Origin of the sequence: Flavonifractor sp. An112 (assembly GCF_002161085.1) — a bacterium.
Lineage (GTDB): Bacteria > Bacillota > Clostridia > Oscillospirales > Oscillospiraceae > Flavonifractor > Flavonifractor avicola.
The window spans coordinates 99,473-113,419 of record NZ_NFLU01000011.1 but is presented as its reverse complement, the minus strand read 5'-3'; the positions used below and the strand labels follow the sequence as shown (position 1 = coordinate 113,419).

General features: G+C 62.7%; 15 protein-coding genes. 8 read left to right on the top strand and 7 right to left on the bottom strand.

All coding sequences use genetic code 11. The features are described from left to right. Window positions 1-104: 104 nt before the first annotated feature. Both B5E56_RS11015 and B5E56_RS11010 read right to left on the bottom strand, forming a co-directional pair. Complete coding sequence (locus tag B5E56_RS11015) at window positions 105-437, bottom strand: branched-chain amino acid transporter permease (protein WP_087187229.1); 333 nt, start codon at window positions 435-437, stop codon at window positions 105-107. Further along, a complete protein-coding gene (locus B5E56_RS11010; protein WP_087390026.1) occupies window positions 431-1,141 on the bottom strand; it encodes an AzlC family ABC transporter permease in 711 nt (236 codons plus the stop codon). Before B5E56_RS11010 ends, B5E56_RS11015 begins: the two co-directional genes overlap by 7 nt. A gap of 205 nt (window positions 1,142-1,346) precedes the next feature. Between B5E56_RS11010 and B5E56_RS11005 the strand changes: the two genes are divergently transcribed. The 8 genes from B5E56_RS11005 to B5E56_RS10970 all read left to right on the top strand — a co-directional run bounded on the left by B5E56_RS11005 (window position 1,347) and on the right by B5E56_RS10970 (window position 10,097). Then, window positions 1,347-2,240: a diacylglycerol/lipid kinase family protein gene (locus tag B5E56_RS11005; RefSeq protein ID WP_087390023.1), complete on the top strand. Its 894-nt coding sequence runs from the start codon at window positions 1,347-1,349 to the stop codon at window positions 2,238-2,240. Between the two features lie 48 nt (window positions 2,241-2,288). Next, entirely contained in the window at window positions 2,289-4,097 is a 1,809-nt protein-coding gene (mnmG, locus tag B5E56_RS11000) for a tRNA uridine-5-carboxymethylaminomethyl(34) synthesis enzyme MnmG (protein WP_087390019.1), read from the top strand. 151 nt (window positions 4,098-4,248) lie between these two features. Then, the gene (gene mnmA / locus B5E56_RS10995) at window positions 4,249-5,265 is read left to right on the top strand and encodes a tRNA 2-thiouridine(34) synthase MnmA (protein WP_087390016.1); all 1,017 of its coding nucleotides are present in this window, start codon (window positions 4,249-4,251) and stop codon (window positions 5,263-5,265) included. 231 nt (window positions 5,266-5,496) lie between these two features. Further along, a complete protein-coding gene (locus B5E56_RS10990; protein WP_242958914.1) occupies window positions 5,497-6,810 on the top strand; it encodes an aminotransferase class I/II-fold pyridoxal phosphate-dependent enzyme in 1,314 nt (437 codons plus the stop codon). Between the two features lie 51 nt (window positions 6,811-6,861). Further along, window positions 6,862-7,185, top strand: a complete 324-nt coding sequence (locus tag B5E56_RS10985; RefSeq protein WP_087187235.1) for a cyclic-di-AMP receptor — start codon at window positions 6,862-6,864, stop codon at window positions 7,183-7,185. 1 nt (window position 7,186) lies between these two features. Next, the gene (locus B5E56_RS10980; RefSeq protein WP_087390011.1) at window positions 7,187-8,182 is read left to right on the top strand and encodes an ATP-binding protein; all 996 of its coding nucleotides are present in this window, start codon (window positions 7,187-7,189) and stop codon (window positions 8,180-8,182) included. A 34-nt stretch (window positions 8,183-8,216) separates the two neighbouring features. Next, a complete protein-coding gene (gene ricT, locus B5E56_RS15000) occupies window positions 8,217-9,482 on the top strand; it encodes a regulatory iron-sulfur-containing complex subunit RicT (RefSeq protein ID WP_087390008.1) in 1,266 nt (421 codons plus the stop codon). A 48-nt stretch (window positions 9,483-9,530) separates the two neighbouring features. Then, on the top strand, window positions 9,531-10,097 hold the full coding sequence (locus B5E56_RS10970) for a sugar O-acetyltransferase (protein ID WP_087390005.1): 567 nt from the start codon (window positions 9,531-9,533) through the stop codon (window positions 10,095-10,097). A 262-nt stretch (window positions 10,098-10,359) separates the two neighbouring features. Here B5E56_RS10970 and jag read toward each other — a convergent pair whose 3' ends face one another. The 5 genes from jag to rpmH form a co-directional block, all read right to left on the bottom strand. After that, window positions 10,360-11,118, bottom strand: a complete 759-nt coding sequence (jag, locus tag B5E56_RS10965) for an RNA-binding cell elongation regulator Jag/EloR (protein ID WP_087390002.1) — start codon at window positions 11,116-11,118, stop codon at window positions 10,360-10,362. Between the two features lie 38 nt (window positions 11,119-11,156). Further along, window positions 11,157-12,485: a YidC/Oxa1 family membrane protein insertase gene (locus B5E56_RS10960; RefSeq protein WP_087389999.1), complete on the bottom strand. Its 1,329-nt coding sequence runs from the start codon at window positions 12,483-12,485 to the stop codon at window positions 11,157-11,159. A gap of 31 nt (window positions 12,486-12,516) precedes the next feature. Continuing rightward, entirely contained in the window at window positions 12,517-12,735 is a 219-nt protein-coding gene (gene yidD / locus B5E56_RS14750; protein WP_204220704.1) for a membrane protein insertion efficiency factor YidD, read from the bottom strand. Window position 12,736: 1 nt separating this feature from the next. Beyond that, on the bottom strand, window positions 12,737-13,084 hold the full coding sequence (gene rnpA / locus B5E56_RS10950; protein ID WP_206404977.1) for a ribonuclease P protein component: 348 nt from the start codon (window positions 13,082-13,084) through the stop codon (window positions 12,737-12,739). A 101-nt stretch (window positions 13,085-13,185) separates the two neighbouring features. Continuing rightward, complete coding sequence (gene rpmH, locus B5E56_RS10945; protein ID WP_006570963.1) at window positions 13,186-13,320, bottom strand: 50S ribosomal protein L34; 135 nt, start codon at window positions 13,318-13,320, stop codon at window positions 13,186-13,188. Window positions 13,321-13,947 lie beyond the last annotated feature (627 nt).

Here is a 13,947-nt window from a genome sequence, read left to right as displayed (position 1 = left end):
GCCCCAATGGATTGGGGCGATCGGAGTCTGGCAGGTTGGAAAATGAGCCGGAGTTAACCCCGGCCCTTCCGCCGGTGGAAAAACGGCCCCGTGGAGGGACAGCTTTACACAAAGACGGCCTGGACCAGAACCATGTACAGGATGGTGCCGCCGAAGATACTCAGCAGGTTGTTGTGCTTCCACAGGTGGAGCACCACCACCACCGCCACCGAGATGAGCTGGGGGACCCAGCCTCCCGCCTGGGCAAAGGAGATGTCCTTCAGGCAGTAGATGATGAGCATGGCAATGACGGCAGGGGGCAGCACCCGGCCCAGGTAGAGGATGATCTTAGGAGGCGCGCTCCCCCGGTCAAAGAGCAGGAAGGGGAGGGCCCGGGTGAGAAAGGTGACGACGGCCATAACCGCGATGGCGGCAATGGCCCCGGCAGTGGTCAGCATGGTGTTTCCTCCTTTTCCTCCAGCTTGTCCCGCAGGATGAGCAGCAGCAGCACGATGACGCCCAGGGAGACAATGAGCATCTGCTGCTGGCCGAAGATCTGGCCCAGAATAATGAGAAATACGATGGTAACCCCAAACCCAAGCAGGGCGGGCAGGTGCCTGCGGTAGGCCTTCCACTGGTCCACGGCGATGACCACAAAGAGGGCGGTCATGGCAAAGTCGATGCCCTTGGTATCCACCGGGATGAGGGCCCCCGCCACCGCGCCGATCACCGAGCCGATGATCCAGTAGCTGTGGTCCAGCAGGGCGATGGCAAAATAGAAGTTCCTGGGGTTTACCCCCACCGGGGCCTGAGCGGAGGAGAGCAGGGCGTAGGTCTCGTCGGTGAGGGAGAAGATCATATAGAATTTCCGCCAGCCCATACCTCGAAACTTCTCCAGCATGGACAGGCCATATACCAGGTGGCGGAAATTGATGAGCAGGGTCATAAGCGCCACCGTGCCCAGGGAGGCGGCGGTAGCCAGCAGGGTCACCCCCAGGTACTGGCCCGACCCGGCATAGATGGTGAGGGACATGAAAAAGGCCCAGATAAAGTTATAGCCCACGGCCTGGAGCATGAAGCCGAAGGCCATGCCGATGGCCAGATAGCCCATCAGCACCGGCACCGTCACCGGAAAGGCGGCGGACAGGGCTTTGCGGTCCATAGCGTACACTTCCTTTGCGCTGAGATCGAATCCATATTTTACACACTTTAGCGCAGAAAAGCAAGTAGGGCCGGGAATTTTCCTGTTTTTGAAGGAATGCAGGCGGTTTCTCTGCAAAAGAGTTGTGTTTTCCCACTGTGGCGGTATATAATATGGAACAATGTTATGTTGGGACCCACCGGCGTCCCGTTTTGGAGCGAGAAAGATGAAAAAGCTGTTATTTATCTACAATCTGTACGCAGGCAAGGGCACCCTGCGGGGACGTCTGGCCCCCATTCTGGACGCCCTGACGGCAGAGTGGGACGTGACGGTCCATCCTACCCGTGGGACGGGGGACGCCACAGCGGTGGCCCGGGACCGGGCGGGGGAGTTTGACCGCATCGTGTGTTCCGGCGGCGACGGCACCCTCCACGAGGTGGTGACCGGTCTGATGGAACTGCCTCCCGAGGCGCGGCCCACGGTGGGCTACATACCCGCCGGGTCCACCAACGACTTTGCCAAGAATCTGGAACTGCCCCGCACCCTGGAGGAGCTGGCGGTGGTGGCGGCGGCGGGGAAGCCCAGGCCGGTGGATGTGGGGAAGTTCAACGATCAGGATTTCCTCTATGTGGCTGCCTTCGGGGCCTTTACCGACCTGTCCTATAACACCCCCCAGCAGGTCAAGCACATTTTCGGCCACATGGCCTACCTGATGGGGGTGCTCTCCCGGCTGGGGTCCATCAAGCCCTACTCCATGACAGTGGAGCACGACGGCAAGGTGGAGCTGGGCAGCTACTGTCTGGGGTTTGTGTCCAACACCCACTCCATTGCCGGTATCCAGGCCAATCCCGCCCGGCCCATCGCCCTGGACGACGGCCTGTTTGAGGTGATGCTGGTGCGCCAGCCAAAGACTCTGCTCCAGCTCCAGCGGATCTTGAAGGCCCTCACCAATGTGGAGAGCGACGACAAGGGGTTGGTGACCTGCTTCCGGGCCAACAAATTGCGCATCATCAGCGATCAGGATCTGGCCTGGACCCTGGACGGGGAGTACGGCGGGGACCACCGGGTGGTGGAGGTGGCCAACTGCCACCAGGCGGTGACCATCGTATATGGGGCGTAACGCCTGTCCCCATGATTTTATTTTGAAATAAAAGGACTTGGACCTAATATGACGACTTACGACGCTGGAACCTTTGATATTGCTGTGATTGGAGCGGGCCACGCGGGCATTGAAGCTTCGCTGGCCGCCGCCCGGCTGGGCCTGCGTACCCTGTGCTTTACCGTCAATCTGGACGCGGTGGGCAATATGCCCTGCAACCCGGCCATCGGCGGCACCGGCAAGGGCCATCTGGTCCGGGAGCTGGACGCCCTGGGCGGGGAGATGGCCAGGGCCGCCGACCAGGCCTGCATCCAGTACCGGCTCCTGAACCGGGGCAAAGGCCCGGCGGTGTGGTCCCTCCGGGCCCAGGCCGACCGCCGCCGGTACCAGGAGGTCATGAAGCACACCCTGGAAAATCAGGACAACCTGTGGGTCAAGCAGGCGGAGGTCACCGATATTCTGACGGAAAACGGCCAGGTGTCCGGCGTGCGCACGGTGTACGGCGCTGCGTATAAGGTCCGGGCGGTGGTGGTGGCCTCGGGCACCTTCCTGGGTGGCCGCACCATCATCGGCGAGGTGACGAGAGATTCCGGCCCCGACGGCCTGGCCGCCGCCCTGCCCCTGACCGACAGTCTGAAAGGGCTGGGGGTCACCCTCCGCCGGTTCAAGACGGGCACGCCCCCCCGCATCCACGCCCGCAGCGTGGACTTCTCCCAGCTTGAGGTCCAGCCGGGGGACCAGCAGGTGGTGCCCTTTTCCTTTGAGACCAAAACACCCCCGGAAAACCGGGCCATCTGCTGGCTGACCTACACCAACCAGCAGACCCATGATATCATCCGGGCCAATCTGGACCGCTCCCCCCTGTACGACGGTACCATCGAGGGGGTGGGCCCCCGGTACTGCCCCTCCATTGAGACCAAAATCGTCCGCTTCCCCGACAAGGAGCGGCACCAGCTCTTTCTGGAGCCCATGGGGCTGAACACGGAGGAATTGTACCTTCAGGGCTTCTCCTCCTCGCTGCCCGAGGACGTGCAGATCCAGATGCTCCACACCATTCCCGGCCTGGAGCACGCCGAAATGACCCGGCCCGCCTACGCCATCGAATACGACTGCGTGGACCCCACCGAGCTGCTGCCCACCCTGGAGCACAAGAAGGTGAAGGGTCTCTATGGCGCGGGCCAGTTTAACGGCTCCTCCGGCTATGAGGAGGCCGCCGTTCAGGGCTTTGTGGCAGGTGTGAACGCCGCGCTGAAGCTGCTGGGACGTGACCCGCTCATCCTGCGGCGGGACCAGGGGTACATCGGGGTACTCATCGATGATCTGGTGACCAAGGGCACCAACGAGCCCTACCGCATGATGACCTCCCGCACCGAATACCGGCTGCTCCACCGACAGGACAACGCCGACCGGCGGCTGTGCCCCATCGGCCACGCCATCGGGCTGGTCAGCGATGAACGCATGGCGGCGGTGGAGGAGAAATACGCCGCCGTGGACCGTGAGATACGCCGCCTCACCCACACCGGCACGGCGGAGGGCCGCCTGGTGGACCTGCTGCGCCGGCCGGAGAATACCTATGACAGTCTGGCTGCCGTGGACCCCAATCGTCCCGAGTTATCCACAGAAGTGACTGAGGCGGTGGAAATCTCGGTAAAATATCAGGGGTACATCGACCGGCAGCTGCGGCAGGTGTCCGAGCAGCGGAAGATGGAGGACAGGCCCCTGCCCGCCGATCTGGACTACCTGTCCATGGAGGGCCTGCGGCTGGAGGCCCGGCAGAAGCTGGACCAGATCCGGCCCTTGAACCTGGGCCAGGCCTCCCGCATTTCCGGCGTCAGCCCGGCGGATATCGCCGTGCTGATGGTAATGCTGGAAAAATAGTTAGGAGTGATGAGATAGGAGATAGGAGTTGTGGTGTCCGGCGCAGCCGGACAAATTAAAATCATTCGCCTGCGGCAACTACCCTATCTTCTATCTCCTATCTTCTATCTCCTATCTTCTATCTCCTATCTCTCATCTGGTGGTGTTTCATATGCAAAACTCTGTGGTACTGGGCCTGTCCGGCGGGGTGGACTCCGCTGTGGCGGCCACCCTGCTGAAGGAGCAGGGCTTTGCCGTCACCGGCCTCTATCTGGACATCGGCCTGGGGGGCACCGGGGCGGCTGACGCCGCCGCCGTGGCCCAGCGCCTGTCCATCCCCTTTGAGATCGCCGACATCCGGGCGGAGCTGGAGGACCAGGTGTGTACTCCTTTTGCCGCCGCCTATCAGAGCGGCCGCACGCCCCTGCCCTGCGCCCTGTGCAACCCCACGGTGAAATTTCCCGCCCTGTTCCGGCTGGCCGACAAAATCGGGGCCCGCTATGTTTCCACCGGACACTACGCCAATGTGGAAAACGGGGTGCTGAAAAAAGGCAAACCCGCCAACGACCAGTCCTATATGCTGGCCCGATTGACCAGAGAACAATTACAGAGAGTGATTTTTCCCCTGGGAAATTACGAAAAGACGGAGGTTAGGCAGCTGGCCCGCAGCTTTGGCATTCCCGTGGCAGACAAGCCGGATTCCATGGAGATCTGCTTCATCCCCGACGGGGACTACGCCGCCTGGCTGGACCGCCGTGGATTTTCCACACGGTCGGGCAATTTTGTGGACAAAGAGGGCAAGGTGCTGGGCCGCCACAAGGGGGTCCACCACTACACCCTGGGCCAGGGGAGAGGGCTGGGTGTCTCCGGCCCCCACCGGTACTTCGTCACTGCCCTGCGGCCCGCTACCCGCGAGGTGGTGCTGTCCGACGGCTCCGACCTGGGCAAGTCCACCGTGTTTGGCTCTGCCCCCAACTGGATCGGGGTGGAGGTGCTGGACGGGCCCCTGGAGGTCACCGTCCGCCTGCGCCACTCCCGCACCCAGGCGGAGGGCATCCTCTATCCCCACGAAAACGGGGTACGCATTGAGATGAAGGCCCCCGCTCGGGCCCCTACCCCAGGCCAGCTGGCGGTGTTCTATCTGGGAGACACCGTGGCCGGTTCCGCCTGGATCGAGGGAGCTCTGTAAGGCAGGGTATCCCTGACGCACACCCCCTCATCCGGCCCTGCGGGCCACCACGGGTTAAGGAAGGGTTCTTTTGATCGGACTGTCCACCGGACAGTCCGACCCCCCTGAGAGGGGAAGATTTGTATGGAGCTTCCCCCCACTGGGGGGAAGCTGTCGAGCGCAGCGAGACTGATGAGGGGGGCCCGGCAGATAAGCCATACCTTACTTTTCTCCACAAAGGAGGGAAATTCTGTGGAAAACACGCCGCTGTATGACGCTCTGACTTCTTTCGCGGCCCAAAATCCTCTGCGGCTCCATATGCCCGGCCACAAGGGCAAGCCTCTGCCGGGGCTGGACAACCTGGCCGCCATCGACTTCACCGAGCTGCCCCCCACCGGCAACCTGTTTGAGGGGGGCGGGGCCATCGGGGAGGCCGAGGCGCTATGGGCGGAGGCCTTCCGCATGGAAAGCTGTCTCTTTCTCACCGGCGGCTCCACCCAGGGGGTGCTGGCCGCCCTCACCCTGGCCTGCCAGCCGGGGGACACGGTGCTGCTGGACCGAGGGAGCCACCGCTCGGCCTACAACGCCCTGGCCCTGCTGGACTTAAAGCCGGTGTATCTGGACCGGCCCTGGCTGGCCCGGGCGGGGGTAACCGGACCTATTTCCCCGGAACGGGTGGAGGAACAGCTGACCGCTCACCCGGAGATCAAGGCCCTGTGCATCACCTCTCCTACTTATTACGGCGTGTTGTCCGACCTGCCTGCTCTGGCGGAGGTCATGCACCGCCATGGGGGCGTGCTGGTGGTGGATGGGGCCCACGGAGCCCATCTGCCCTTTTTGGGGGACTACGGGCTGTCCGAGGCCGACCTGCTGGTAGCCTCCGCCCACAAGACCCTCCCGGCGCCGGGGCAGAGCGCCCTGCTCTTCTCAAACGGCGCCTTTTCCCACGCCGACCTGCGGCGGGCGGCCAGCATTTACGGCTCCTCCAGTCCCTCCTATCCCATGATGGCCGCACTGGACCTGTGCCGGGCCCATATGCTGGAGGGAGGGGGAGAGGCCTACAGCCGGACGGCGGAGGAGGTGGCCCGGCTGCGGGAACGCTTCCCCGCCCTCACGGAACAGGACGCCCCTCTGGACCCCACCCGGCTGGTCCTGTGCGCCCCCGACGGCTACGCCGCCCAGGAGGCACTGGAGGCGCAGAATGTATGGCCCGAAATGGCCGACGGGGGCCATGTGGTGCTTATCCCCACCTGTGCCGACGGCCGGTCGGACTTTGCAAGGCTGGAGGAGGCCCTGAGGCAGGTGGCGCTGGGGCCCTGTCCCGGCTATCCCGCCCCAACCGTCCCGCCGGAAATGGCACTCACCCCCCGGCAGGCCCTCTTTGTCCCCCGCAAAAGCCTCCCGCTGGAACAGGCGGAGGGACAGGTGGCCGTCTGCCAGGTGGCCCCTTATCCCCCAGGGGTTCCCGTCATCGCGCCGGGGGAGCGTGTGAACAAAAAAAGTATCGCATATTTGAAACAAATAGGTTATAATACACTGGAAGATGTTTCTGTGGCCGTCCTGTGAAACGCGGCCCCAGCGCCGGACTTCCGGCATCTTTAAGCAGGAGGGATACCCATGAAACTGGTTCTGGCTATCATCAATCACGACGACGCCAACACCGTCACCCAGGCCCTGACCAAGAAGGGCTTTTCGTCCACCAAGCTGGCCACCACCGGCGGCTTCCTCATGGCGGGCAATGTGACCATCCTCATCGGCGTGGATGAGGAGAAGGTGCAGAACGTCATTGACATCATCAAGGAGCACTCCCACTCCCGCAAGCAGATGATCCCCACCACCACCGAGATGAGCTACGGCTACTATCCCAGTATGCCCGTGGAGGTTGTGGTAGGCGGCGCCACCATCTTTGTGGTGGATATCGAGCGGTTCGAGCGGGTATAAGATGGACCTTTCCTTATTGGCGGGCAATTCCCCTCTCAAGCGGCAGCTCTCCCTGGAGACTGCCCGGCGGGGACTGTCCCACGCCTATATCATCAGCGGGCCGGCGGGGTCGGGCAAGCGCACCCTGGCCGGCCTGCTCTCCGCTGCCCTGGTATGCACCGGCGGCGGGGAGGTCCCCTGCATGGCCTGCTCCGGCTGTAAAAAGGCCCTGGGCCACATCCACCCCGACGTGATCCACGCCGGAGGGGAGGGGGACGAGCTCAACGTGGCCCGCATCCGGGCCATCCGCAACGACGCCTACATCAAGCCCAACGAGGCGCCCCGGAAGGTGTACATCCTGGAGGGGGCCCAAAACATGAAGGACCCCAGTCAGAATGCGCTGCTCAAGCTGCTGGAGGAGGGACCGGCCTACGCCGCCTTCCTGCTGCTCACCGACAACGCCGCCGCCCTGCTGTCCACGGTGCGCTCCCGGTGCGAGGTACTGGCTCTCTCCCCGGTGACGGTACAGGAGGCGGAGACCTGGCTGACCGCCCGGTATCCCGACCGCTCCCCGGCGGAGATCTCCAACGCCGCCGCCCGGTGCGAGGGCATTCTGGGCCGGGCCGTGGACCAGCTGGAGGGCAAGGCCGCCGACGGCAAGGCTCTGGAGGGGGCGGCAGCCCTGCTGGAGCGCTTCTGCGCCAAGGACGAGCTGGCCCTGCTGGAGTTCTGCGCCGGACTGGAGCGGGACAAGTGGGACCGGGATTCTCTCAACGCTCTGCTGGATGAGTTTTTGCTGCTGGTGCGGGACTGCCTGGTGTGTGCCGCCGGGGCCCTCCATGAGAGCGACCCCCGCCGCCGGTCGCTGGCAGAAAAGGGGGCCAAGGCCCTGTCCCCCAAGGCCCTGACTGGGGCCGCCGCCCTGACGGAACAGCTGCGCACCGCCTGCGGCTTCTATGTGGGCCCCGGCCATATGGCCGGCTGGCTGGGGGCGGGATTAGCCCAGCTGTGCCGGTAAATCCGGCCCCAACATTTCCAATTTGGAGGTAACCATGACCGAGATCATCGGCGTCCGCTTTAAAAGCGGGGGCAAGCAATATTATTTCGATCCCCAGGGACAGCAGGTCGCGCCCGGTCAGGGGGTCATCATTGAGACCTCCCGGGGCCTGGAGTACGGCGAGTGCGCCCAGGGCAACACCATGGTGGAGGATGAAGAGGTGGTGCAGCCCCTCCGCCCCATGGTGCGCATCGCCACCGACAAGGACCTGGAGACGGTGGAGAAGAACCACGAGAAGGAGAAGAAGGCCTTCACCATCTGCCAGGAGAAGATCGCCGCCCACGGGCTGGACATGAAGCTGGTGGAGGTGGAGTACAACTTCGAGGGCAACAAGATCCTCTTCTTCTTTACCAGCGAGGGCCGGGTAGACTTCCGGGCCCTGGTGAAGGACTTGGCCAGCGTGTTCCACGCCCGCATTGAGCTGCGGCAGATCGGCGTCCGGGACGAGGCCAAAATGCTGGGCGGCCTGGGCATCTGCGGCCGGCCTCTGTGCTGCGCCTCCTTCCTGGACGAGTTCCAGCCGGTGTCCATCAAGATGGCCAAGACCCAGAACCTGTCCCTCAACCCCACCAAGATCTCCGGCACCTGCGGTCGGCTCATGTGCTGCCTGAAATACGAGCAGGAGGCCTATGAGGATGCAGTCCACCGGATGCCCAAGAACGAGTCCTTTGTGGAGACCCCCGAGGGGGCGGGCAACGTGTGCCAGGTGGACCTGCTGAAGGAGACGGTAAAGGTACGGCTGGACAGCGCCCCCGAGACCCCCAAGTGCTTCCACAACTGCGAGCTGCGGGTGATCCGCAACGGCAAGGGCAAGCGGCCGGAGGACTATGTGGAGCCCCCCGCCCAGGAGCTGGCCAAGCTGCGGAAGGTAACTCCCGTGGAGGAGCCCCGCACCCTGACCGGCAGCGTCAACGCCGCCCTGGCCGGGCTGAGCGCGGCCCTTGAGGAGGAGAACGCCCCCGCTCAGGAGTCCCGCCGGAGCCGCAGCCGCCGCCGGAAGAGCGGCGGGGAGCAGCAGCCTCAGCCCCAGAACAGGAAAGAGGAGGCCAAGCCGGCCCAAAAGGCCGGCCAGCCCAAGGCTCCCAGGGGAGAGGGCAAGCCCCGGCCTGAGAGCAGGCCCAAGCCACAGGAGAAGCCCGCGCCTGAAAAACCCGCCGCCGAGGGCGGACAGGCCAACGCCGCTGGGGAGAAGAAGCGGCCCCGCCGCCGATATCACCGCCGTCCCCGTGGGGACAAGCCCCAGAATCCCAATCCCCAATAAAACAGAACGGGCGGCCAAAAGGCCGCCCGTTTTTTGGAGGTATGCGCTATGACAGAACTGGAAAAGATGATTGCCGGTGAGCTGTACAACGCCGAGGTGCCGGAATTGCAGGCCATGCGGACCCGGGCGGCTCAGCTGTGCCACCAGCTGGAACAGCTCTCCCCCACGGAAGGAGAGGCCCGCCTGGCCTTGCTGAAGGAGCTGCTGGGCAAGACCGGGGAGCATCTCACCATCAACCACGGCTTCAAGTGCGACTACGGCTCCAACATCACGGTGGGGGAGCACTTTTACGCCAACTACAATCTGGTGGTGCTGGACTGCGCCCCGGTGGTCTTTGGGGAGAACGTGTTCATCGCCCCCAACTGCGGGTTCTACACCGCCGGCCATCCTCTGGACGCCCCCACCCGCAACAGCGGCCTGGAGTTTGCCAAACCCATCACCGTGGGAGACAACGTGTGGATTGGCGGCAACGTGACGGTACTGCCCGGCGTCACCATCGGCAGCGGATCGGTGATCGGCGCGGGCAGCGTGGTGGTCCATGACATCCCCTCCAACGTGGTGGCGGTGGGCAATCCCTGCAAGCCGGTACGGGCCATTGAGAACCCCTCCGTCTGAGAATGCGGGCGACCATAAAGGTCGCCCCTACAAGCGAAAAAAGTCCCTGAGCCATAGGCTCAGGGACTTTTTTCAGCCTCGCAGAGTTCCACCGCCCGCAGGCGGTGGAATCAAATCAAAATTCGTCCTTTCCGGGGACATGAGCCTCGGAAAGGACTCTTCTCATGAGGAATGGGGTGACAATTTCGTCAGAAATCGAACCTCATTCCTCATGCAGCCCCCTGACGGGAAAGACCCGCAGGGTCTTTTTCGTCAAATTTTTTTACCGGTGCTCGCCCCGGCTGTAGGCCACCACGGTCCGGCGGTTGGGCTCGGTGCCGATGGAGTAGGTGGTCACATCGGGGGTATCCTGCAGGGCGGTGTGGATCACATGGCGCTCGTAGGCGTTCATGGGCTCCAGGGTCACGTTGCGGCGGTACTTGACCACCTTGCCGGCCACCTTGTGGGCCAGACGGATGAGGGACTCCTCCCGCTTGGCCCGGTAACCCTCGGCGTCCACGTGGATGCGGACACGCTTGGACTGGCCGTGGTTGACGGCATAGCCGGTGAGCTGCTGGATGGCGTCCAGGGTCTCGCCCCGGCGGCCGATGAGACCGCCCAGGTCCTGGCCCACCAGCTCCACCTGATAGGTGCCGTTCTCGTCCATTTTGATCACCGGCTTGGCGGCCGCCCCCATGTGGGACAGCAGGCCGGTGAGAAAGGCGTCGATCTGCTCCGCCTTCTCCCCCTGGGCGGGGGCGGCGGCGGGGGCCTCAGCCTCCGCAGCAGGGGCAGGCTTCTCTTCCTGAACGGGCTGGGCAACGGGAGCCTTTTCCTCCACGGGGGCGGGGGTCTCGGGCTCGTCGGGGGCCTCGTAGGTTACTTTCACTTTGGCGGGACAGCTGCCGATCCCCAGGAAGCCGGACTTGGCCCGCTCCAGGACCTCCACAGATACCTCGTCCCGATCCATGCCCAGCTTCTGCAGGGCGGCCTCGATGGCGGCCTCCTCGCTCTTGCCGGTGCTCTCGATCCATTTCAGCATTTTGGGTATCTCTCCTTATGAATCCACGGCAGGCGCCGTTATTCCTTGGTTTCGCCGTCACCGGCGGCAGGGGTGTCAGCGGCAGAGGCGTCAACCTGGGGGACGGCCTCCAGAGCGGGGGCCTCCTCCACCGCGGCAGTCTCCTGCACAGGGGCGGCCTTGTCCGGCTTTCTGCCGAAAATGGGGGCCTCGCCGGGATAGCAGGTGGGGCCGTCCTCGCTGTAGCGGTAGGGATCATAGGCACGGCCGCGGGCGTACTGCCGGATACCCACCCGGCTGTACTCCTTCACGATGCCGGGGATCTTCTCCTCGTCCTCGTGCTTCTTCTCGGCCTTTTTCTTCTTGCCCTTGTTGAGCTTCTCTTCCTCGATGCGGCGGGCGCGCTCCTCGGCCTTGCGGCGGCGCTCCTCCTTCTCCTCTTCCTTCTCCTGCTGCTCGCGCTCGGCCTGCTTGCGGGCGGCCTCCTCGTAGTCCTTCTTCAGGATACGGCTGCACAGGAACTCCTGGATCATACTCAGCACGTTGTTGGCCACCCAGTAGAGACACAGGGCGGCAGGCATGGTGAAGCCGATCCACAGGGAGATCAAGGGGGAGATGATGAGCATGGTCTTGGCGGTACTATTGTTGGCCTGAGCGCTCTGCTTGTTGATCACGTTGGTCTTCATGGAGATCAGGGAGAAGAGCACGCCGGACACAGCGGAGATCACCGGCAGCAGGAACAGACCAAAGCCGCCGGCAATGGTCCAGAACTGCAGCTGAGGGATCTGGGACAGGTCCACCAGACCAAACAGGCTGAAGTTGATGGAGAACACGTTGGCACCCACACCGCCGGCGGCGGTGACCGCCTGCTGCACGGCAGCCAGGTTGTTCTCGTTGATGAGGGAAGCCAGATACAGCTGGTTATAGGCGCTGTTGGTAAAGGTATCGGCGGCTTCCTTGATCCAGCCCATGTTCACGGCCTGGGTGCTCCAGTCCACGGCCTGGGCAATGGCATTGAGGGAATTGGCGTCGTTGATGCCCATCATGTAGTGGATGGGCTCACGGATGATGGGGTAGAGGATCATCAGGATGAGCAGGGGGATGAAGGACCACAGGCAGCCGCCCATGGGGTTGATCTTCTCCTTCTGATACAGCTTCTGGACCTCCAGATTATAGCGCTGCCGGTCTTTGCCATACTGCTTCTGCAGCTTCTGCATCTGGCCCTGGAGAATGTTCATCTGGATCATGCTGCGCTTGCCCTTCAGGGAGAGGGGGAAGAGCACCACCTTGACCACCAGGGCAAAGAACACCAGAGCCAGGCCATAGCTGCCGCAGAAGCTGTAAAAAGCCTTCAGCAGCCACGCAAAGGGGGTGAGGATAATTTCCATTTGTGCGCCTCCAAGTTACATTGTCTTGCCGTTACGGCACGGGGTCGTACTCGATGGATTCCTGCTTATGGAAGGGCTGACATTTGAGGATACGGCGAATGGCCAAAAATCCCCCCTTGAGCGCGCCGTATTTCTCCACCGCCTCCAGCGCATACTGGGAGCAGGTAGGGATAAAACGGCAGCAGGGGGGACGGGCAGGGGAGATATGCTTGCGGTAAAACCGAATGAGAGCGAGCAGAAGGCGCTTCAATTCAGGCCTCCTCCTTTCGGAGCAGACCCAGCTTGTCCGCCAGAGAGAGGAGACTGCGCTCCACCTCCCGGTACCGGCTGTGGCCGGCCCGGACACGGGCCACCACCACCAGGTCGTAGCCGGGGAGGAACCGCCCCTCATGGATGCGGTAGGCCTCCCGGATGCGGCGGCGGGTGCGGTTGCGCACCACCGCCTTGCCCACCTTCACCCCCACGGTGATGCCCAGACGGCTGCGGGGGGAGTTGTTCTTCCGGCAATAGAGTGCAAGACAGGGATTGACCGCGCTCTTACCCTTGCTGTAAAGGCGGCGGAACACATGATTTTGCTTCAGGGATACGGTGTGCTCCACGGCGGTCCTCCTTTCCCGGTCCAAACTTCCGTATGCTGCGCAGGGGCGGTGGGAAAAGCTCCCCCGCCCCTATGAAATGCCCTATTCCATTTGCGGACCCATCAGTGGGTCAGACGGGCGCGGCCCTTCGCGCGGCGGCGAGCCAGGACCTTGCGGCCGTTGGCGGTACGCATACGCTTACGGAACCCGTGCTCCTTGGAGCGCTGGCGCTTCTTGGGCTGATAGGTACGAACCATGTTGGGACACCTCCTGTACAAAAATCAAGCGGGTTGCCCCGCCCACCACAACAGCCTTTCGGCTGCGGTCGTCAAACAAAACTGCTTTACACCATAGCAGTTTACACGATGCACATGGTATTATAGCCTATTTCAAAATAGGCTGTCAACCACTAATTTGGTTTCTTTTTTGGTTTTTTTCTGGGTCCGGCAGGGAAATACCATATCTTGTGGCCCATGTTGAGCACACCCCCACGCATAAGCCCTTCTGCCCTATTTTTTTGAGGCTCCGGGCAGAGGCGGCCGTTCCGGCTGCCCGCCGGCCACCGTCAGACTGTGTGGAAACCTGTGTGGAAAAGTAGTTTCTTTTTATAATTGTATCGTTGCTTTCCACAGGGTGATTTGCTATAATAATGTCTACTGAATAAACTGCAAATCAGTTTATTTGCGCGGCAGCAGCCGCGCAATTCCATAAAACGGCTCAGGGGGGCCGTTTTATGGAATTCAGACATTGTTACAATGCGTATTTTCATTGGAACGTCCTGCGTTCCAATGAAAGGTGCAAGGATTTTGAGAACTATTGTCCAAAATTCTTGCACTAGAACAAAGCCGAAAACCTTGAAAACCAAGGATTTCGGCTTTGTTCCG